Source organism: Paenarthrobacter sp. NPDC057981 (genome assembly GCF_042886835.1).
GTDB lineage: Bacteria > Actinomycetota > Actinomycetes > Actinomycetales > Micrococcaceae > Arthrobacter.
In genome coordinates this window covers 33702-55250 of sequence record NZ_JBHVQI010000025.1, presented here as the reverse complement: position 1 = coordinate 55250, position 21549 = coordinate 33702, and the positions used below count along the sequence as shown (strand labels likewise).

Genomic DNA, 21549 nt, shown 5'->3' with positions numbered 1-21549 from the left:
AAAACCGTTGACTCGCTAAAGATCTTCACTATAGTTGTGTGAGTTAGCTCACCAACGAAGGAAGCGGCAATGACTACCGAGACTCCTGCTCCACCAGCCACCAGCGAACTGCTGGCGACGGTAGGAAACAAGGTGCGCACCATGCGCAAGGCAAAGGGCATGACTCTTGCTCAGCTCTCGGACATCACCGGCCTCAGCCAGGCCATCGTCAGCCAGATTGAACGCGGCATGGCCAACCCATCCTTCACCACGTTGGCGCAGTTGGCCCATGGCCTGGACATCCCCGTAGGGAGGTTCTTCATCGGCCAGAACGAATCCCAGTCCCCCGTGGTCCGCAAGGCGGACAGGCGGAACCTGCAAAACGTCACCCGGGAATCCGTGGGAGAGGCAGTACACGAACTGCTGACCCCCAACCGGGACGGAAGCATCGAAGCGCAATGGATCAGCACGCCCCCAGGGCACGACACCAGCGCGACCCCATTTACCCACAGCGGTGAAGAGTTCTGCTACATCATCTCCGGCCGTAAAGACGTCTTTTTGGACGGCGTCTGCTACAGCCTTGAAGAAGGCGACTCGATCACCTACTCCTCAGAGATCCCCCACTGGTACAAGAACAGCTACGAAGAGGTATGCGTAGCCATCTGGGTCAACGCACCACACGCGTGGTAGCGCAGCCGCCCTCAGGCGGCCTGGGCGTTTTCCCTTAACTGTCCGGACACGATCCCGTGGCCGCTGACACTCCTTGCCACTTTCGCGTCAGGCGCTTCCTTCGACAGGCGTCCCTGCGTCATACCCTTTCACGCCTTCCACGGCGTAAGCGTAAGGAATCTTCCATGCTCGACACCCAAACGGACAATGCCGTCCCCACACCAAAGCCCGTCACCGACTCCCGTGCCAAGAACGCCAAATTCACTCCCGAAGTCCGCAAGGGTCTTCTCGGCCTGGGCCTGGGAAACGCCCTTGAGTGGTACGACTGGATGGTTTTCGGCCTCCTGTCCGCTTTCATCGGTCCCAACTTCTTCCCCAATACCGATCCTCTGTCGGCGACGCTGAACGCGTTGGCCGTGTTCGCCGTCGGATTCGCTTTCCGTCCGCTGGGCGGCATCCTGCTCGGAACACTGGCAGACCGCATTGGCCGACGAAGGGTGATGCTCCTGTCCATCATGCTGATGGCCGGAACAACCCTGGTCATTGCGATCACTCCGAGCTATGCCACCATCGGCCCAGCCGCCGGCATCATCCTGCTGGCCTGCCGTGTCCTCCAGGGGATCTCCACCGGCATCGAAGCTCCCCTCTCCACCTCCCACGCCGTTGAACTGGCACCCGAAGGCCGCGAAGGCTACGTAGCCGGCATCATGTCCTTCTATGTCAACATCGGCATCCTCATGGCGTCCCTGGTCAGCTTCCTCTGCAGCCTTGTCATCGGCGGCGCGGCCATGGGCGAATGGGGCTGGCGTGTTCCATTCATCATCGGCGCACTGTTCGGCTTCGTGGTCCTCTACCTGCGGCGATCCCTCCCTGAGACCCTCAAGGAAGAGGAAATGGCCACGAACACTCCCCGCGCAGTGTGGAAGGGCGTCGGCAAGCACTGGCTCTCCGTCTTGGCGATCATCTTCGTTGTGGGCGCGGCGCAGGCCTACAACTATGCGTGGAACGTAGGGCTTCCCAGCGCAGCCCGCAGCGGATTCAAGGAAGACCCCACCGCCGTTTTCGCCCTCACCACGGTCCTCGGCGTCATCCTTGTAGTCGGCAGCTGGGTCATCGGCAAGCTCGCAGATGGCAAGGCAATGTCCCGGTGGTTCCTCGTGACCCGCATCCTGGCGATCCCGTCCGTATTCCTCATGCTGCTCTACGTGCAGCCCGGCATCGGCGGCTTCGCAGCGGTCCTCCTAGGCGGCTCGATAGTCCTGGTGCTCAACATGACCCTCTACAACGTGGTCAGCTCCTCCCTGATGCCCAAGAACATCCGCGGGACCGGCGTAGCCCTGGGCTACGGCATCGGCGTAGCCCTGTTCGGCGGCACAGCCTCCTACCTCCTGGTCTGGTTCCAGTCCCTGAACCTCAGCTGGATCTTCCCGGTCTACGTGGCCGTCCTGTCCATCCTCAGCATCGTTTTCTACCTCGCCGCACGCCGCACTAACGGCATTCACGTCGGCAAGTAAGGACCAAGAACATGAACTCCCTCGAACTCGCTACCACCACCTCTGACCTCAAAGCTCCCATCATCTCCCGTTCCGATGTACTGGTGGTTGGCGGTGGCCCCGCAGGTGTGGCCGCTGCCGTCACCGCAGCCCGCTCCGGCGCAAAAGTCACGCTGCTGGAACGCTACTCGTCCCTGGGCGGCCTGGCCTCCGGCGGCATGGTCCTGGTGCTCGACGACATGATCAACGGCCAGGAAATCACGGTCACAGGCATTGTCTCCGAATACGTGGAGCGCCTCCAGAAGCTCGGCCTGGCCATCGTTCCTCCCGCCGATGACCGCAAGACCTCCGAGGAACTGTGGAACAAGTGGGGACGCTACGGCACCTTCGATTTCCACTCCCACACCAACCCCAAGCCGATCTGCTACGCCGCCGCCTTCGACCCCGATGGCTGGAAGCGCGTGTCCAACGACCTCGTCCGCGAGGCCGGAGTGGACCTCCGCCTCCACTCCTGGTTCTCCCGCCCCATCGTGGACAACGGCGTGATCAAGGGCGTCATCTGCGAAACGAAACTGGGCCCGCAGGCCTTCCTGGCCGATGTCGTCATCGACACCACCGGCGATATTGATGTTGCTTCGCGTGCCGGCGCCAGCTACGCAAAGGACAACTACCTCACCACCCTCGTCTTCCGCCTCGGCAACGTGGACACCAACGCAGCCGAAGCCTTCGAACAGGCCAACCCCAAGGAAGCCCGCGCCATCAACCGCAAGATCAAGCGCATCCTCGGCGGAGCCTGGGAACTGTGGTGGCTCAAGACCCCCATCGAAGGCGTGGTGTGGTGCAACGCCCCGCACATGACCGGTTTCGACGGCGTAGACCCGGCAGACATGACCGCAGCCGAGTTCGCCGCCCGCGACCGCATTTCCGAGGCCGTGGATTACGTCCGCGCCAACCTGCCGGGCTTCGAAAACGCCTACATGCTGGACGTCGCCTCCCAGATGGGCGTCCGCCAGACCCGCCTCCTGCAGGGCGAGTACGTCATGACCAAGGACGACGTCACCCAGCGCCGCCATTTCGAAGACACTGTGGCCCGCGGCCGCGACTACTACTACCCGTACCGCTCGCTGCTGCCCAAGGAAGTTGACCAACTCCTGGTGGCCGGCCGCCACTACTCGGCAACTCCGGAGGCCCAGAAAATGTCCCGCGAAATTCCGCCCTGCATGGCCATGGGCCAGGCCGTCGGCGTGGCAGCCGCGCTGGCCGTCGATAACAACATCCTGGTCCGCGATGTCGCGTCAGCGGATATCCAGTTGGGCATGCGGCAGCACGGCGCCGACCCGGGCGACGTCCCGTCGTCGAACGCCACCCTCGACTCCGAAGCAGCGGTGCTGGCATGAGCCTCATGACTGCAGAAAAAACTGAAAGCACGACGGCGTCACTCGCCGCGGCAGCTCCGGCACAGGTACCGCTCCCCCTGGACGGCATCAAGGTCGTGGACTTCACCCAAGTGTTCATGGGGCCGTCGTGCACGCAGCTGCTGGGCGATTACGGCGCAGACATCATCAAAGTGGAGCGTCCAGGAGCCGGCGACATCTCACGCAATTCCTTCCCGGACCAGGACGGCCAGGACAACCCGATCTTCCTGTCCATCAACCGGAACAAGCGCAGCGTCTCCGTGGACACCCGTACCGACGAAGGCCGCGACGTCCTCCACCGGCTCATGGCCGACGCGGACGTAGTGGTCAGCAACTTCCGTTCGGGCGTCATGGAACGTATGGGCTTCGGCTACGAGGACCTGAATGCGAACAACCCCGGCATCATCTGGGCCTCGGGCACCGGCTTCGGTCCGGAGGGTCCCTATTCCCACAAGGGTGGTCAGGACGCGATCGCGCAGGCCTACTCCGGCGTGATGTGGCGCCGCGAGTCCGAGGACACCAAACCCGCGATCTACCCCACCACCCTGTGCGACTACATCACCGGCATGCACCTCATGCAAGGGATCCTTCTGGCCCTCCGCACCCGGGACACCTCCGGGGTGGGCCAAAAAGTGGAAGTCACCATGTACGACTCCATGCTTCACCTGCAGATGCAGGAAGCGTGCATGCAGCTCAACCGCGGCTACGAGGTCAACTGGGGTGCCATGCCGCTCAGTGGCGTCTTCGAAACCACCGACGGCGCCGTGTGCATGGTGGGCGGCTTCACTCCTGACCCGCTCGCCCGCATCTCCGACGCCTTGGAACTTGATGAGGACCTCACCGAACGGCCCGGCTTCGCTACCCTCGAGCAGCAATTCAAGAACAAGCCCGCGCTCCAGGCCATCTTCCGCGAACACTTCGCCACCAACACCACCGCTTACTGGACGGCGAAACTTGAAGAGCAGGGGCTCCTGAATGCGCCGGTCCACACCCTGGAACAGGCGCTCGCAGACGCCCAGACTGAAGCGAACGGCATGATCGTCGAAGCCGAACACCCCTCGGTGGGAACGGTGAAGATGCTTAATGCACCCATCCGGCTCTCGGCAACCCCGCCGTCGATCCGCCGCGCCGCTCCCCGCCTGGGTGAGCATAATGTGGAGGTCCTGCTCGAGAACGGCTTCGATAAGGAAACCATCGAACGCCTGCAGCAGCTGGGGGTCCTCCGGTGAGCGTTGTCGCAGAACGGGTCGACGAGGTCACCCTGGACATCACCGACGGCGTGGCGACAGTGACCATCGACCGCCAGCACGTCCTGAACGCAGTGGACGGCACCACCCACGACCGGCTCAACGAGGTCTGGTCACAGCTCGAAAGTGACCCGACTGTGCGGGTCGTCGTAGTCACCGGCGCCGGACCCCGCGCCTTCTGCGTCGGCGCCGACATGTCAGCAGATGCCGTGGACAAGACCGGCCTGGAATACTGGGCCGGCCTGGACCCCAACGGCTTCGGCGGCCTGAGCCTGCGCACCACCCTCGATGTTCCGGTGATCGCCCGAGTGAACGGCTATGCCCTGGGCGGCGGCATGGAAATCGTCCTCGGTGCTGACATCGTGGTCGCTGCCTCGAACGCGAAGTTCGGTTTGACCGAGCCCCGCGTTGGACGGTTGGCGCTCGACGGCGGCATCCACCAGTTGGTGCGCAGGGTCCCGTACACGCAGGCCATGGGAATGCTGCTCACCGGGCGCAAAGCCGATGCCGCAGAGATGCAATCCATGGGACTGGTCAATGAGGTAGTGCCGGCTGAGGAGCTGGACGCAGCCGTCCAGCGCTGGGTGGACCACATCCTGGGATGTGCCCCCACCTCTGTCCGGGCCGTGAAGCAGATGGTCACGCAGACCGCTCACCTCACGGCCAAGGAAGCCCGCAGCCTCCGGCTGCCGGCACTCATGGCGGCACTGGACAGCGAGGACTCCGCAGAAGGGGTCAGGGCGTTCCAGGAAAAGCGCCCACCCGTGTGGCCGGGACGCTAAACCGTCCCCGGCACCAGCCATCCCAATCAGTAGTCCGCATTGAAAGGAACCACCATGCCTGTCCCTTCTGCGCCCAAAAACCGTGAATCCCTGTCGTCAGGTGTCTGGGGCGTCGTGGCCACCCCCTTCCAGGGCAGCACACTCGACGTTGACCTCGACAGCCTCGCCGAACTCGTGGAGCATTACGAGAGCATCGGGGCAACCGGCCTCACGGTACTTGGCGTGTTCGGCGAAGCAGCCGCCCTCACTCCGCAGGAACGCCGGGACGTCCTGGAAACCGTGGTCGAGTCCACTGCCCTCCCCTTGGTGGTGGGTGTGACCGCGCTAGCCACGCGGCCAGCCATCGAAGAGGTCATGGCAGCGCAGGCAGTTGCCGGACCACGCCTGGCGGCGGTCATGGTGCAGGCCAACTCCGCCCGGGCGGAAGCGGTGATCGACCACCTTGACGCCATCCACCGGGCAACCGGAGCCAAAGTGGTCCTTCAGGATTACCCGCTGGCCAGCGGCGTCTCCATCTCCACGGCAGCCTTGGCTTCGGTGGTCAACGCCTGTGACTACGTCATCGCCGTCAAAGCCGAGGCCCCGCCCACCAGCGTGGCCATCGCCGACCTGAGCGCCGCCGTCGGGGTTTCCATCTTCGGCGGGCTGGGCGGTCAAGGCCTCCTGGACGAACTTATGGCCGGCGCCGCCGGTGCCATGACCGGATTCTCCTACCCCGAAGCACTCATTGCCTGCGTGCGGGCGTGGCAGGAGGGCGGATACGAGGCCGCCGAACGTGAACTGCAGCCGTATCTGCCGCTTATCAATTTTGAGCAGCAGTCAAAGGTGGCGCTGGCTATCCGCAAGGAATGCCTCCGCGAGCGCGGGCTCATCAAGGACTCCGGAGTACGGGCGCCCGCTGCCCTGTTCCCCGAGGCTCTGCGCGGCTCCATGGCAGTTCACCTGAAGGAAGCGGCGTCAGCACTGGATGCCCGTGCAACAGTAGGGAGTTTCTGATGGACCTCGGAATCGCAGGAAAGACAGCACTCGTAGCGGCTTCTACCGGCGGCCTTGGACTTGCCGTGGCGCGGGCGCTCGCTGCCGAGGGGGTCCGCGTGGCGGTGGTGGGGCGGCGTCGGGACCGCGCCAAGGAGATTGTTGCCGAACTCCAGGCCGCGTATGGGACTGGATCGTTGGGAAGCAGCGGTTTTGACGCGGTCGCGATCGAAGCGGACCTCGGCACACCGGAGGGCATCGAGTCCGCCGTGGACCAGACCGTTGCCAACCTCGGGCCGATCGACATCCTGGTGCTCAACGGGCCCGGACCCAAGCCGGCTGCCGCAGCAACGCTGACTTCCGAGGACATGGCCGCTGCGTTCGACCTCCTGGTCAAGCCGCACCATGCCCTGGTATCGCAGGTGCTGCCCGGCATGCGGGAACGCCGCTGGGGCCGCATCCTGGCGATCGGTTCCAGCGGGGTGACCGCGCCCCTGCCCAACCTGGCCGTTTCCAACACCGGACGCGCTGCCTTGGCCGGCTACCTCAAGACCCTCGCTGCCGAGGTCGCATTGGACGAGGTCACCGTGAACCTGCTCCTGCCCGGTCGCATTGCCACCGACCGTGTCACGCAGCTGGACCAGGCCGCAGCCAAACGCCGCGGCACCACGTTGGAGGACATCCAGCTCGAATCCCGCAAGACCATTCCCGCCCGCCGGTATGGAGAACCCGCCGAGTTCGGCGCCGCCGCCGCCTTCCTGTGCAGCGCGCCGGCGTCGTACATCACCGGAGTCGCACTGAGGTGCGACGGCGGCCTGATCCGAAGCCTCTAACCCCTTAAGGACCAACCATGACTTCCACAACTTTGGACACCAACGTCACTACCCTCACCGCCCAACACCTCATCAATGGCCAATGGCTCGGGTCAGCGGACACGGAACGGATGAACCCGGCGCGGCCCGGCGAGCTGGCCGCCCTCTCCCCCAGCGGCACCATCGAGGACGTGGATGCCGCCATTACGGCCGCCGCCGCTGCACAACCACACTGGGCTGCGCTTCCCGCTCCGTCGCGCGGCGCCATCCTCATTGCCGCCGGGAACCTGCTGATCGACCGCCAAGGGGCGATCGCCGAAGATTTGGTCCGTGAAGAAGGCAAGACCCTGGCAGAAGCCAAGGGTGAAGTGAAGCGCGCCTCGGACGTCCTGCGATTCTTCGGTTCCCTCGGCTGGGCAGCTACCGGCGAAGTCCTGCCAAGCGGCCTCCCGGATACCACCATCACCACCCGCCGCGAACCCTTGGGTGTGGTTGGCCTCATCACCCCGTGGAACTTCCCCATCGCCATCCCCGCGTGGAAGACCGCTCCGGCCCTGATCAGCGGAAACGCCGTGGTCATCAAGCCGGCTGAGCTGACTCCGCTGTCCGCAACGCACCTAGCCCGTGCCCTGCAGGACGCCGGACTGCCCGCTGGGGTGTTCAACGTGGTCCATGGCAAGGGACGCGTGGTGGGTGACGCCCTGGCCCGCGATCCGCGCATAGCCGGGCTCTCCTTCACCGGCTCCACCAACGTGGGCCTGGGGCTCCAAGAGATCCTGAACGCCCGGCGTGCGCGGGTGCAGCTGGAAATGGGGGGCAAGAACGGCGTGCTGGTGCTGGACGACGCCGATCCCCGCAAGGCCGCCCAGGTAGTGGCCGCCGGAGCTTTCGGGCTGACCGGCCAGGCCTGCACTGCAACCTCGCGGGTGTACGTGACCCCGGGGATCCGTGCCGCGTTCCTTGGCGCACTGGTGGCCGAAGCCGCCGCATACAGCACCGGTGACGGCCTCGCGGACGGCACGCGGATGGGTGCCGTGGTCAGCAGGCAGCAATTTGAGCAGGACCAGGCAGCGGTGCGTACCGCCGTCGAACGCGGCGCCACCCTGCTGCACGGAAACTACGACGGCGACCCGACCGGCGCGTTGTTCTTCCCGGCGGCGGTGCTCACCGACCTGCCGTTCGACGACGCCGCGGTAACAGAGGAGATCTTCGGTCCCGTGGTGGCCGTGCTCGAGGTACCTGACTATGAAGCGGGGCTTGCCGCCATCAACGACTCCCGCTATGGACTCACAGCAGGCATCTGCACGGATTCGCTGGCGCTGGCAAGTGACTTCGCTGCCCGCGCACAGGCCGGCGTGGTCAAGGTCAACCGGCCCACCGCCGGCTTGGATCTCAACGTACCGTTCGGCGGGGTCAAGGACTCCTCCACCAACACGTTCCGCGAGCAAGGACGGTCGGCACTGGACTTCTTCACGTGGGGCAAAACCGTCTACACCGGCGTGTAGTCGGGTATGAGTTACGTGATCGCGCAGCCCTGCGTGGATGTGAAAGACAAGGCATGCATCAATGAATGCCCCGTCGATTGCATCTACGAGGGCGCGCGCTCCCTCTACATCCGTCCATCAGAGTGCGTGGACTGCGGGGCGTGCGATCCCGTGTGCCCTGTGGAAGCCATCTTCTTCTCAGAAGACGTCCCCGACGAATGGGCAGACTATGTCCGGGCCAACGCGGAATTCTTCGACGACGGCCCCGGGCGCTCGTTGCCGGAGACGGACCACCCGGTCATCCAGGCCGAACCCACCCGCGGTTAGTTGCTTTGGACTGCCGGCGCGAGCCTGTAGCCGACGCCACGCACGGTTTCCAGCCAGCGCGGGTTTTGAATGCTGTCGCCGAGCTTCTTGCGCAGGTTGCCCATGTGCACCTCAACGGCGCGTTCGTCCGCGTCGCTGACATAACTGCCGACGTCGTACGGTTCATTCCGTAGGCGACGGGCGAGATCGGCCTTGGTCCGCACAATCCGCCCGGTTTCCAACAGCGCCAGCAGGAGGTCGAATTCCGTGCGGGTGAGCTTCAGCTCGGTGCCGTTCAAGGTTGCGGTGCGGGAACCGGCGGAAACGGCCAGGCCGTTGTGGATCATCTCGGGATCAGCTTCTTCGGGCGCGCTCTTAACGTCCGACGACGACCGCGGCCTCCGCATCATGGCCTCCACACGGGCGCGCAACTCGCGCGGCCGGAAAGGCTTGGTGAGGTAATCGTCGCCTCCGGCTTCCAAGCCCATGAGCGTGTCGAGTTCCTCGGCACGGGCGGTGAGCATGATGATGTACGCGTCCGATGACTTGCGGATCTGACGTGCGACCTCGAAACCATCAATGTCTGGGAGGCCAAGGTCCAAGGTGATGACGTCGGGCTTGAGCTGGCGGGCATAAGTCACGCCTGCTGAACCTGTAGACGCTGTGTGGACGTCAAACCCTGCCTGGGAAAGAACAACCCGCACCAATTCGCGAATATCCTGGTCATCTTCGATAACCAGCCCCACACGTACTTCACTCATCGCTGCCCCTCAGCCCCTTCGATAACCTCAGAAGTATATCCGTTATGGTTAGGCTGATCTCATGAACCGAATTTCTTCCGTATCCGTGGTGGTTGTGCCATGACCCAACCCTCAGCGTGGGATATTGGCGAAAAGAAGAAATTGCTGGTTTTTCAGCGCTCGTTCCATGAACATACACTGCGGATGCGGGTTGTCCTCAGCCAATTGCCGTTGTCCGTGTGTGTCTGTATTTCCGCCATTCTGGTGTGGCTGTTTTTCCCCGCCACCCTCGAGAACCCGCTGTTCCTCATATTCCTGCTGAGCCAGGCCTTCCTGTTGGGCCTGTGCATAGTGGTTCCGTGGCACCGGCTGCCGTTTGCCAGCTTCCTCACGATCCCCATCCTGGACATGGTGTCCATAGCGTTCGGCCGCGAAGGTGGACAGGAGGCGCTCACCGGTCTCAGCGTCCTGGTGGTGTTGCCAGTCATCTGGTTGTGCGCCTCCGGCCTGTATCCGAGATTGGCAATAGCACTATCCTTTTTGGGTCCTCTGGGCATCGTTTGGGTTCCGGTGTTCGTCCATGACCAAGTCAGCGAGCAGGCACTCACAAAACCGCTGCTGTTCCCGATCCTGATCCTCGGCATCGGTGTCTCAGTCAGCGTCCTGACCCTGAGCATGGTCCGTCAGCAGCGGGCCCTCGAGCAAAAAGATGAGGCATTGAAGGAAGCCCTGGACATCAGCACCAAGCAGGAACGGTTGCTGAACACGGTCATGGAAGCCCTGCCTCTGGGCGTGGTGGCCGTTGACGGCGACGGGCACGACATCCTCATGAACCGCCGCCAGCGCCAGAGCCACGCTTTGGCCACCCCTGCGGACAATGCCGATCCCAACGAATCGCAGCTGTTGGTCTTCGACACGGACCGGACAACGCCCCTGCCCCCGGACCAGCGGCCTGTACGGCGGGCTGTCCTGGGCGAACGCTTCACCGACCAACTGGTGTGGCTTGGCACTGGCCCCGAGCAGCGGGCCTTCACCACCAGCGCCCGCCCCATGCTCGACGACGACGGCAAGTTTGCCGGCTCCGTGGTGGTTTTCAGCGATGTCACCGACCTCGTGAACGCGCTGGCTGCCAAGGACGAGTTCGTTGCCAACGTCTCCCACGAGTTCCGCACCCCGCTGACGTCCATCCTGGGTTATGTTGAGCTGATCCTGGATGACGCCAATACCCTGGACAGCCATTCCCGTAAACAGCTGGACATCGTCAAACGGAATGCGGAGCGGCTGCTCACCCTGGTGTCCGACCTGTTGGCTGTACGGTCAGGCCAGATCGTTATTCAACGGCATACGGCAGACGTGGCGGAGCTGGTTCGCGGCAGTGTTACCTCCGCCGAACCCCGCGCCGCAAAAGCCGGCATCAAGCTCTCCATGGACCTTCCCGATGCCTTGGAAGCCCGCGTCGACTCTTCCCGGCTGGCCCAGGTGCTGGACAACCTGGTCTCGAACGCCATCAAGTACTCCCCCGACGGCGGCGATGTGGAAGTCGCTGCCTGGGAGGACGAGGACTTCATTTTCTGCCGGGTCACCGACACGGGCATGGGCATGAGCGAAGAGGAACAGGCTGAAGCCTTCACCAAGTTCTTCCGCGCCGGCAGCGTCCGCAAGAGTGCAATACCGGGCGTCGGACTGGGTCTGCCCATCAGCAAAGCAATTGTCGAAGCCCACGGCGGAACCATCACCCTGGAAAGCGTTCCCGGGCAGGGAACCACCTTCACCGTGAAGATGCCCGCTTAGCCCTTACCGCGTGGCGGGTGTCCCGCCAACCAACCCGGACTCGCGGCGTCGGCCAAACAGGAAGTAGCTGACCGGGCCGAAGAAGTTGATAAACGACGCAGCGCGCCAGAGTGCCTTCTTGCCCCGGATTTGTGAGTCTGGAGTCCTGCCAATGCTGCGCTGGGCGGCAACCAGCAACGCCAGGTTCACTGCACCACTGAGCACCACGGATAGGCGCTGCCCCTTGCTCATATCCCGCCAAGACTTCTTGCCGGCCATAGTGCCTCCTATCGGCGAACGGTGTACATCTCAGGCTAGTCCGACGCCGAGCGTCCCGCCACAGCCTGGCGTACTACTTCGCCCCACGACTGTTCCGCGAGGTCAGCGACGGCTGCCAGGATTTCCGACGGCGGGCGGGACAGGTCCAGCGGGTACTCGACGATGTCGATGTCGGTGTTCAGGATGCGCCGCAGTTTTACTTCCCCGGCTCCTGCATAAACCAGCCAGGCAGTAGGTACGCGCAGGGCGGTGCAGTAGGCCAGCAGCTGGTAGTGGTCCGCGCTGAGGGAGGCACCGGTGTCGGACGCTGCCTTGTATTTCGAGTCGTACACCACCACTGGGCGGCCACCCAGGAAATGCACGGCATCGGGCCGCACGGTCAAACGGTCGGAATCCCGGACGGCTTCATTCAGGAGCGCGCCGTATTGGAGACGCATCTCCCCCGGATAGGCGCTCATGGCGCTCCGCAGCGCGGTCCCCACGAACTCCTCGAAAACCTGTGCCATGTCCACCACGAACGACGCCGTCCGCTGCTTGCCCTGGCCGGCTTCCGCGGAGCCGTTGCGCAGGATGACTTCGGCCAATCGAAGCACTGCATGGAAACGAAGATTCATGCGGCTGGCGCGCCACGGCGGCAGCGGGGCGCCGGGCTGGAGGCGGGTGACGGCGTCGAGCTTTCCCTTAAGCTGCCGCAGGCGGCTCAAGACGTCGGGCCGGACCCCCGGAACCTGTCCCATGCGTTCCAAAGCGGCACGGAGGATGCGGTTTTCGGCGATGTCCTCGGTGAATTCGTCGTAGGAGACCTCCAGTGGCACCAGCATTCCAGGCCGCCGCGAAATCTGGTCCGAGATGCGGATCCGGCCCTTGACGGTACGCAACGACTCTTCCACCGTGAGGTACCCCTGCAGCACTCCCCGGCTCAGGGCTTTGTCCGCCAGCTGGGCCAGGGACTCGGCGAGCGCACTCCACAAGTCCGGGTGCTCCACGGCTTCGACGGAGTGGTCACGGAAGCCTTGGTCGCCGGCGTAGCTGAGCAGGAACAGCAGGCGGTTCAGGCCCAGCCGGTCCTTGGGCCGGACCTCCAATTGGATGGTGGCCGTCCGCACGGAGCCCACCTTGCCGGCCGGCTCGATGCGGTACAGCCCCATCCCCATGGGCGAGGCCTTGGCCAGCCCGCTGGTGTTGACGAAGGCAGCGGATTCGGGATCGAGTTTTTCCACCACCCCGCCGGAGAGCTCGTCCATGACGATGTGCCGTGGCCCCGTGACGGGATTCCGGGCACTGGCCGGTGCCCTTGCCGGCCTCGGGGGGATGGCGTTAGCGGTCGCCAAGACGTCCCAGCAACTGGTCCAGGCCGAAGCGTTCTTCCAACTGGGCGCGGTTCAATTGCCCGTGGTAATGCTCCTCCAGCAATGGCATGAGCTCGTACTTCCAGATGCGGCGCAGGCCGGCGGGGTTCTGCGCCGCGTTCTTCATGAAGTACGACGGTCCGATCATGAGGTCGCGGTCCCAGTCGTCGATCGCGTCATTGAGGGCGTCCAGCAGGTCCGCGTTCAGCGTGTCCAAGCCGCGTGCTTCCAGGAAACGGCGCAGCGAGCCGCGGACCGGCTCAACCTTCGGGTGCAGCTCAATGAAAGCGAAGCGGCGGCGGATGGCGGCGTCCATCATGGCGATGGAGCGGTCAGCAGTGTTCATGGTGCCGATGATGTACAGGTTGTCGGGCAGGCTAAAGGGCTCATTCGGGCTGTACTGCAGGTAGATGCGGTCGTCCCGGTACTCCAGCAGGAAGTACAGCTCACCGAAGACCTTGGCCAGGTTGGCGCGGTTCATTTCGTCGATGATCAGGAAGTACGGTTTGTGGGCGTTCTCCGGCTTGGCGGCCTCCTCCGCAAGCCGCCGCAGGGGTCCGGCCACGAGCTTGAAGGAGACCTGGCCGTCGTCGGTCTTGTCGGGCCGGTACCCCTCAAAGAAGTCTTCGTACGCATACGAAGGATGGAACTGCACCAGCTTCACTCGTTCGTCCGTATGGTCGCCTGCCAGCTCTGCAGCCAAGTGCTTGGCGAGGTAGGTCTTGCCGGTACCCGGAGGGCCATAAAGGACCAGCTGACGGTTCTCCTCGAGCAGTTCCGCGATCTCCTGAAGCGGCTCAAGGTCCATGTGCAGCGAGGCGGCAAATTCTTCCGTGAGCGGCCGGAACCCCTGCTGGACGACCTCGACGGCGACCGTCGGCGGGGCCTCGTCCTCACCGTCAGTTTCGGCCTCCACGGGGAGCAATTCCTGCAGTGCCTGGATGACCCTGGTGACGTCCACCAGGATGCCGGGCGTGGACAGCTGCCGCTGCGCGTGACGTGGCAGCTCCGGGATGGCGTAACTGTCATCGAACCAGCGGACCTTGCGGCGGATGCGCCGGTTGTCCTCATCATGCTCGGGCTCGCCAAGGACCACGCCCACACGCACGCGGCCAGCGTGCTGGTACAAGGTCAGGTCGCCAGGTTTCATGACCGTGAGGAAGGCGAACACGGCCGTTTTTGTGTCTTCGCGTTCGACGTAGCCGAGGTGTTTGTAGTCCTCGTCCACCGCGTGCTGTACTACCCCGGCAGTGACTCCCGCGGTCAGAGTACGCAGATGCTGGACGTCCAAGGTGGCCTTTTCCTCGGCGACCCAGGACGCGAGCAGCTCAGCATTGTCGTGATGCGTTCGCAGCAGCCATGACCGGCGCCCCGGATCCCCCACCTTGCGCCACTGGCTGACCAACTGGCGGGCGTACCAATCGATGCGCTGCCCGGCTTGCTCGTCCAGGTGCAGGCGGATGCGGTGGATGTCCGCGGTGATGTCCTCGTCCGTGTCACCCTTGGCACCGCCCACCAGCGAGGCAAAAGCGTCCCGGATCTCCTGGCGTTCCACATCGGCCACGACGGGCTCGAAATAGCTGGGCCATACCAGGTATTCAATGCTCCGGCGCAGCGCAGGTTGGTCGTCCGGGGTGGCGGCTGCGAGTTCATGGAATGCGTGTGGGTCGTTCAGTGCCCGGTTGATGGTCTCCGTGCTCTGGCTGTCCACGTGGGCGACGAAGCGGCACAGCCATTTCAGGTGGTCCCAGATGGTCCAGTTGAACTCCGCAGTGCGGTCACGGATCACGCCGTGGTCCGTCATGCCCTGGTACAGCTCTTCCGGAAGCTCGATGGGTGGCTCAACCCAGGACGCTGCCTCGGCCACGCGGGCGCGTTTCACCCTGAGCGACTTGACCTCGTGGGCCAGCGGCAACGACTGCAGGAACAGCAATTCCACGGCCAGCAGCTTGGCTTCCCGGGACGCGCCTTCCAGGTTTTGCCGCAGGTTGGTCATCATGGGCGCCTTGGAATCTTCGACGCCGCGCTCAAGCCTTTCCAGCAGCTCGGCAGCAGCATCCGCAGTCCAGGTGAGTGTGCGGCCGTCCAGCGCCGAGGGTTTGCCGTGAAGCGCCGGACCGAGCACATACCACGCTGCGTCCTCGATCTCTTTGGAGACTCCGGGGGCGCGGTCAATGGCAGGTTTCAAGGAGGGAATCACCCTGCCAACTTACCTTGTTTGCTTTAGCCAAGCATCTGGATATCCACAAGCTTTCCGTGCTAATGCATCCCGAATTGGTAGGCCGCAGGCACCGGCTCTTCCGGGCACACTTCCTGCCAGAGTGCCGCGATGGCATCCTCTCCCTCGCGGAGATCGGGAACCTCCACACCCTCCCGCAGGATCGCGGCAGCCTCGGCTCCGTGCCCACCCCTGGCGAGCGCCAGCGCCCTGAGGAACCTCAAGCGCCCGACGGCGGGTCCCCCGCTGGGTGCCGACTCCACCAGGTCCAGCGCCATGACGGGGTCGCCGTGCCGGATGCTCAGCGTCACCGCTTCCAGCAGCATGGCAGTTGCAGTCGAATCGGTTTCAACGGCTGTCCGGAGTTCGGCGAGGCCTTCTTCGTCCTTCCCCGCCGCCAGCAGGGCCAAGCCCAGTCCACGGTGCGCCAAAGCCCGGGTCCGACGCCGGACACCCTTGGCTTCCAAGACCTGCAGGTAGCCTTCCTTCGCGCCGGCCAGGTCCTGCCTGGCATGGCGCATGGTGGCCAGCTGGAAAAGCGCCTCAGGGTTGTCCTTCATTGCCAGCAACTCTTCCCAGTCCGCCCCCGCAACGTAACTGGGGGCGCCGTCGAACGCTTGTCCCTTCAGCAGCCCGAGCCACGGTTCCTGATCCGCTGTGATGCTTTCGTCCACGAATGGCGTCCCGCTCTCATCCACCCATTCCCGGCCCAGGCGCCGACGCCGGGCCCGCTCCACAACGCCCCAGCCGCTTCCCGGCAACAGCATTTTCGACGGCGGCACGTCGGCGTTGCTGATCGCTGCGGGCAGCATGGCCTCAAGTTCGTCGTGGGCAAGGAGGCCCTCCAGGCGTTCTCCAGCGTGGGCGACGGCCGCATCCCAATCGGTCCCGTGCGAGGTCCCGGCATCCAGATGTCCGTTGCCATACGCCTCAACCCACGCCCACTCCGCCCCCGCCGGCATCACCAAGTGCTCGAACTGGGTCTGCGCCAGGCCGGCCTGGATCTCTGCATAGGGACCTGCTCCCGGGCTCAGCCATTCCTGCCAACGTTTGCCGCCGTGGCCTTGCCCCCACACGAAGAGCTTCTTTCCCCGCAGGAGCCCCGTGGACAGCATCGCAAGCCCGTCGCCGTCGTCGTCCGCTGCCACCACCCATCGGCGTTCGGAGGGGTCGATGTCGAAGAAGAAATCCGCCGCGTGCGGGTTGTTGACCAGCCAGGTGCCGTCATAGCCCTGGTGGATGGTGGGACGGACGCGCGTGATGTCCGTGGTGTAGTCGCTGCCGTAGGCCTCGTCGGCCGGTGCGATCACGCGGGTACGGTCAGTTTCCGGGATGGCGGCGTTGCTCCACCAATACATCGGCACATCGTGGTCGTTCGGGTTTCGGATCCGGACCGCGGCGAACACCACGGGAGAATCCGCCGGCAGCCAGATGTCCACCTGGAACACAACCTCCCGGAGCCGCTCGTACTCCCACATGCGCAGGACATGTTTGCCGTCCGGGGTGTGGACGATCGCCGTGTGCAGGGGGTCGCAACTGGTGGGCGAGTGCCCACGGGTGCCGATGTTCCACTCCAAACCGCCGGCGAACCAGGCCTTTCGCAGTGCGATGTTGGCCAGCTGCGGGGCATCGTGGGTGTGGAGGAGCTGCTTGCCGGTCGCCTTGTCGAAGATCTCCCAGATGCGGCCACCCAGCGACGGCAGGACCGTCACCTTGAGTTTGCTGTTTTCAAGCACGACGGCGGGTACCTCCCGGGGTGCGGCGTCCCGGCTGTAGCCGTCCTGCATGAGGTATGGGTACACGTTCGGCACTACTCCGTAGCGGGTCGAGGCCTGCAGTGCCTCAGGCACGCCGTTTCCCACGGTGTAGGGCTGGTCGAGTTCGGCTGCGACAACGGGAAGCGGGTTCAGCGGGCCGAGTTCGGCCATGGTCAGGGCAATGGTGGTGGAGGTTACGGTGCTTGGCACGTCAGAATCCGATCGTCAAGAGGACGCCGCGCTGCGGCTCGATGGTCATTGTTTCGGCGGGCCCATGGCTCACTGCGGATTGGAAGCCACGGATCGCCGGGGCCTCGATGGGCAGGGACGCGAGGTGGGCCGATCCGGCGTCGAAATTCAAGCTCACGTGCACAGTCTCCTCGGCCCAGGAAGCCAGCGCCACCACTGCCCTGTCCCCGGAAATCCACGTGGTGGCCAGGACATCAGGATGGTTGGTCCTCACCGGCGCCTGGGGATCCCAGAAGCCATGCATCTGCGCTTGCTCGAGCCCGTGCTCTGCCCAGAACTCCCACAAGGGACAGTTGTCCACTGCCGGCGCCCTGCCTGTCATGCCGAACACCATTCCGCGCCAGGGGTTGCCGCCGCCTTCGAGCATTTCGCCCATGAGGCCGAACGGGATCCCGGAAAGTTCCACCAGCCAATACTCGGGGCCGGTGCCGTTGTAGTCGAAGTACTCCCCCAGCCACAGCCGGTCCACATAGGGCAGCTGCTCCATGTACAGGTTGGACGAAGAGGCGTAACCGTCGTGGGCCGTGAACTGGTTGGCGGAATGGAGGTCTATTTCCGGACCGTCAGTCCCCGGTCCAGGCAGGCCCGTTCCAGGACTTTGCGGACCCGGAGCATTGCATGGCGGTCATAGGCGATGTCGTCCAGGTAGATGCCGTCAATGCCGTCCTCCCCCTTGGCAAGTTCGGCGAGGCTGCGCACGTAGAAGTTCTCCCAGCGGGACTCGCCTGTGGTGACCACAGCGATGTCGTCCACATTGGGGGCGAACCACGCCGAAACGTAGCCGCTGCCTGCGTGCTCCTGCAGCCACATATGGCCCTTGCCTGGTCCGTCGCTGAAAATCTCATGGTCCAGCTGCAGCAGCGGGAGCAGTTCGGGGCTGTGGAAGGTGAGTTCGCGCACCGTGTTGTACACCTTGGCCTTGAGCCCGTGCTTGTGGCATTTAGCGACGTACTCCCGTAGCGAGTCCTCCGTCAACAGGGGGTCGTTGATGTACGGAGCCGGGGCCGTGGCGTGGTGGATGTTCACCACTGTGGCTCCGGCGGCTTTGATGTGCGCAGGGTCGGCTGGCTCATGGAAATAGCGCTTGGACAGGTGCTTGGCGGGTTCGATCACTTTGAACGGAGTCAGCAGGAGCCTGAAATCGAAGTGGAGCGGCTCGGCGGGCTGCAGGGTCCGGGCGCCACTGTAAGCGCGCACCGTCACCTTGCCCTCGCCGGTCCGCAGGTCCACACCACCACGAACCACGCCGTCTCCCGCCTGGCGGTTGGCCCACGACACCGGCTCCACCAGCGGTTTCTCCCGGTAGAAGTTGGTGTTGAGCGGACGTTCGTAATGCTCGTCCCGGAGTGCCAGCTGGACTCCGGCGTTCACCCCACCCAGCCAAAGTGCGTCCTGGTTCCTGGTGGCTACGTCCCACGTCCAGTCGAGGCTCTCGGGCCGCCGGCCACCGGGGACGCCAAGACCCATGGCGAGCGGCACTGTTGCCTCATGAAACCCAAGCTGCAGTCCGACGTCGGGCACTTCCACAGGCGCGTCCGCCGCCAGCCGCAGCGAGAACTGCACCGCGCCGTCGGCGTCGAGTACGCCTTTCAGGTCCAGGCTCACGGTCGCGTTGTGGTCATCGTGGCCGGTCCAGCGGCAGTGCCAGCCGACTCTCGCCGGTCCTCCCACCGTGAAAGTGAGCGGCGAATAGTCCCAGCGGATGCCGCCAACGTCGAACTGCGTGGGGACGCCAAAAAGTTCGACGCCGGGGCCGGCCGTTGACGTAACCGCACCCGTGAACCTGGAGGTCACCTGGGCCGGAAGGCCCGTCCCGGAAAGCTGCAGAGTCCTGCCGAGGATTCCCAACGTCTTGTTGGGTTCGTCCAGCGTGATGGCCGTGAAGGGCGCCACGAGCTCCGGGTCCTGGGCCATGGTGGAATCCAGCCAGGCCAGCCGTCGCAGGAAGCGCGGATCCCCGAAATCTCCGGCGAGGATTTCCGGGTCGCTGTCCGGTGCCACATCCAGGGTGACCTCGATCAACTGTTGATGCTCCTGGGTGGAGGCGCTCGCTGCGGTGATCGTGAGCACTGCCGAGAGCGCCGTACCCGCGGCGTCTGCAGGTACAGGAAGAACCACATACAGGGCCTGCACTATGCCTGCCGCGACCCTCATCGGCACGCCCTGTTTCCCTCCGGACCACGGCCGGCCATGGCGGTCCACACCGTCGGTGGTGATGCAATGGCCCGCCACTCCCGTTACCTCCACCCTGATGTCATCGACGTCTTCCTGCGCATAGAGACCGAGCTGGACGACGTAGTCCTCGCCCGCCTGGGCTGCCCCATGAAAGTCAGGTGACGGGCCATTGATCACCCAGTGCGCTGGCAGCTCCGTACGCAGGGAAATCGGGTTCAAGCGGTCTTCGGGAAACAACAGGAAGGGCTCCCCGGCATGCTCCAGGTGCAGCTGCTCCAATTCCTCGGCACGGGCGGTGAAGTTCATGGGCGCGAAGGAGTCGCGGTGGCTCGCGGCCTCGTATCGAAGGACTGTGGCCCGGGGCAGCTCAGCGGTCCCACCCGCCGCCCACACCGAAGGTCCGACGGCGGCCGCCCAGGCTGGGTCTGCAGCCGGACGCCGTGGGAGGTACTCCGCCTGGGGATAGTGGGGCTTGCCCAGCATGGCGTAGGGCAGGTAGTAGACGAAGTAGATGCCAGGCCCGTCCAGTGCTTCGAACACCAAGGTTCCGGCCTCTCTCGTGGCCTGTTCCACCACCACGTTGCGAACCCTGGATCCGGTGGCTTCCGAGACAACGATGATCTCAACGGACGCGGGGTCGGCGTCCTGCCGTCGCCACGGCAGGACTAGCCGGTGAGCGGCGGTCTTGTGGCCCGATCCGGTCTCCGCTCGCATCCCCGTCTGGCGGGTCTGGCCCGTCGATTCTGCCTGGCTCGTCGATTCTGCCTGAACTACGAACCTGTGGTTCCCGTAAAGCAACTTGTCCCAGGCCCCCACAGCGCATTCCACCTCCGGATGGCCCGCAGCAATGACGTTGGTTTGAGTGGTGGTTGGCGGGGTAACGAGGGCCGGTGAAACCGGCGAAGGCAGCGGCATCGCTGGGGCTCCTGAAGGTTGCTCTGGGCGCTTTCCACCGAGTTGGTGAATCCTTCAATCATTGGTGCAGGATTGCCCTCTGTAAAGAGTCATTACGATGCTCACTCACTGCCATTTTCGGCCCGGGGTCTGGACAACGGGCACCCTTTCAGCTGCTTTCAGTTGCCGGCGTTGACTGCATTGAGTTTCGCCCTGGCTTCGCGCACAATCTCCCGGTCGGTGACCGTGTAGGCCGTGGGATCGCTGCCGTCCTGCGTGCCCAGGGAAATCGTTCCTTGGCTGAGCGTCGAGACGGTCTTCTTGGCTGAAAGGTGGACTGCCGACAAGCCGGCGGAGCGCATGGGCGGGATGTCTTCCAAGGACAGTCCCCCGCCGGCCATGATCTCCAAGGCACCTCCGGAGAGCTCAACCATTCTGGTAAGGGTGGCAAGACCTGCCCCTGCGGTAGGTGCATGACCGGAGGTAAGAACCCGGGTGAAGCCCAGTTCCAGGAGCTGGTCCAGCGCGAACAGAGGGTCCCGGGACTGGTCGATGGCACGGTGGAAGGTCACTTGCGCCCGGGAGTTCGCCTCAAGTGCCGTCTCCAGCAGCCTCCGGACCGTGCGAACGTCCACATCGCCCGAAGGCGTCAAAGCTCCCACCACCACGCCGTGAGCGCCCTGGGACAGCAGGTGCCGGACTTCGTGGACCATGGTGTCCACATCCGACGCCGAGTACAGGAAGTCACCCGGCCTGGAGCGGACCAGCGGATGGATTTCCAGCCGCCCGTCCGCGTGTTCCAAACTCGCTTCCAGCAGTCCTTGGCTTGGCGTGACGCCGCCGAGTTCCAGGCTGCTGCAAAGCTCGATGCGGTCGGCGCCTTCTGACGCCGCAATTCCGGCTCCGGCAGCACTGACGACGGCAATTTCAAGTTTCATGCTGAAACTCTACGTGCC

Annotated in this window: 18 protein-coding genes; 10 read left to right on the top strand and 8 right to left on the bottom strand. The window is 64.4% G+C overall.

The window, feature by feature from the left end; all coding sequences use genetic code 11:
- Nucleotides 1-69 precede the first annotated feature (69 nt).
- The 9 genes from ACFVSI_RS18325 (at nt 70) to fdxA (ending at nt 9183) form a co-directional block, all read left to right on the top strand.
- Nucleotides 70-669, top strand: a complete 600-nt coding sequence (locus ACFVSI_RS18325; RefSeq protein WP_387826760.1) for a helix-turn-helix domain-containing protein — start codon at nt 70-72, stop codon at nt 667-669.
- A gap of 164 nt (nt 670-833) precedes the next feature.
- Complete coding sequence (locus ACFVSI_RS18320; protein ID WP_387826757.1) at nt 834-2162, top strand: MFS transporter; 1329 nt, start codon at nt 834-836, stop codon at nt 2160-2162.
- 11 nt (nt 2163-2173) lie between these two features.
- Complete coding sequence (locus tag ACFVSI_RS18315; protein WP_387826754.1) at nt 2174-3538, top strand: FAD-dependent oxidoreductase; 1365 nt, start codon at nt 2174-2176, stop codon at nt 3536-3538.
- 5 nt (nt 3539-3543) lie between these two features.
- Nucleotides 3544-4785 (top strand): CaiB/BaiF CoA transferase family protein, encoded by a 1242-nt coding sequence (locus ACFVSI_RS18310; RefSeq protein WP_387826751.1) that lies wholly within the window; start codon nt 3544-3546, stop codon nt 4783-4785.
- Nucleotides 4782-5585, top strand: a complete 804-nt coding sequence (locus tag ACFVSI_RS18305) for an enoyl-CoA hydratase-related protein (RefSeq protein ID WP_387826748.1) — start codon at nt 4782-4784, stop codon at nt 5583-5585. The genes ACFVSI_RS18310 and ACFVSI_RS18305 overlap by 4 nt, the downstream gene beginning before the upstream one ends.
- Before the next feature lie 54 nt (nt 5586-5639).
- Nucleotides 5640-6581, top strand: a complete 942-nt coding sequence (locus ACFVSI_RS18300) for a dihydrodipicolinate synthase family protein (protein ID WP_387826745.1) — start codon at nt 5640-5642, stop codon at nt 6579-6581.
- Entirely contained in the window at nt 6581-7393 is an 813-nt protein-coding gene (locus ACFVSI_RS18295) for an SDR family oxidoreductase (protein WP_387826742.1), read from the top strand. The genes ACFVSI_RS18300 and ACFVSI_RS18295 overlap by 1 nt, the downstream gene beginning before the upstream one ends.
- A gap of 17 nt (nt 7394-7410) precedes the next feature.
- Nucleotides 7411-8877, top strand: coding sequence for an aldehyde dehydrogenase family protein (locus ACFVSI_RS18290; RefSeq protein WP_387826739.1), 1467 nt, complete (start codon nt 7411-7413; stop codon nt 8875-8877).
- Between the two features lie 6 nt (nt 8878-8883).
- Entirely contained in the window at nt 8884-9183 is a 300-nt protein-coding gene (fdxA, locus tag ACFVSI_RS18285) for a ferredoxin (RefSeq protein WP_387826736.1), read from the top strand.
- Here the strand turns inward: fdxA and ACFVSI_RS18280 are convergent.
- On the bottom strand, nt 9180-9923 hold the full coding sequence (locus ACFVSI_RS18280; RefSeq protein ID WP_387826733.1) for a response regulator transcription factor: 744 nt from the start codon (nt 9921-9923) through the stop codon (nt 9180-9182). The genes fdxA and ACFVSI_RS18280 overlap by 4 nt on opposite strands.
- A gap of 99 nt (nt 9924-10022) precedes the next feature.
- Here ACFVSI_RS18280 and ACFVSI_RS18275 point away from each other — a divergent pair, with 99 nt between their 5' ends.
- A complete protein-coding gene (locus tag ACFVSI_RS18275; RefSeq protein ID WP_387826730.1) occupies nt 10023-11693 on the top strand; it encodes an ATP-binding protein in 1671 nt (556 codons plus the stop codon).
- A gap of 3 nt (nt 11694-11696) precedes the next feature.
- Here ACFVSI_RS18275 and ACFVSI_RS18270 read toward each other — a convergent pair whose 3' ends face one another.
- The 7 genes from ACFVSI_RS18270 to ACFVSI_RS18240 all read right to left on the bottom strand — a co-directional run bounded on the left by ACFVSI_RS18270 (nt 11697) and on the right by ACFVSI_RS18240 (nt 21531).
- On the bottom strand, nt 11697-11951 hold the full coding sequence (locus ACFVSI_RS18270; protein ID WP_387826727.1) for a PLDc N-terminal domain-containing protein: 255 nt from the start codon (nt 11949-11951) through the stop codon (nt 11697-11699).
- 35 nt (nt 11952-11986) lie between these two features.
- Nucleotides 11987-13195, bottom strand: a complete 1209-nt coding sequence (locus tag ACFVSI_RS18265; RefSeq protein ID WP_387826724.1) for an McrC family protein — start codon at nt 13193-13195, stop codon at nt 11987-11989.
- A gap of 73 nt (nt 13196-13268) precedes the next feature.
- The gene (locus tag ACFVSI_RS18260) at nt 13269-15500 is read right to left on the bottom strand and encodes an McrB family protein (RefSeq protein WP_387826721.1); all 2232 of its coding nucleotides are present in this window, start codon (nt 15498-15500) and stop codon (nt 13269-13271) included.
- A gap of 59 nt (nt 15501-15559) precedes the next feature.
- A complete protein-coding gene (locus tag ACFVSI_RS18255) occupies nt 15560-17485 on the bottom strand; it encodes a DUF5107 domain-containing protein (protein WP_387826718.1) in 1926 nt (641 codons plus the stop codon).
- Between the two features lies 1 nt (nt 17486).
- Complete coding sequence (locus ACFVSI_RS18250; protein ID WP_387826795.1) at nt 17487-18077, bottom strand: glycoside hydrolase domain-containing protein; 591 nt, start codon at nt 18075-18077, stop codon at nt 17487-17489.
- Nucleotides 18074-20614, bottom strand: a complete 2541-nt coding sequence (locus ACFVSI_RS18245; protein ID WP_387826715.1) for a glycoside hydrolase domain-containing protein — start codon at nt 20612-20614, stop codon at nt 18074-18076. The genes ACFVSI_RS18250 and ACFVSI_RS18245 overlap by 4 nt, the downstream gene beginning before the upstream one ends.
- Nucleotides 20615-20772: 158 nt before the next feature.
- Nucleotides 20773-21531 (bottom strand): copper homeostasis protein CutC, encoded by a 759-nt coding sequence (locus ACFVSI_RS18240; protein ID WP_387826712.1) that lies wholly within the window; start codon nt 21529-21531, stop codon nt 20773-20775.
- Between the last annotated feature and the right edge of the window lie 18 nt (nt 21532-21549).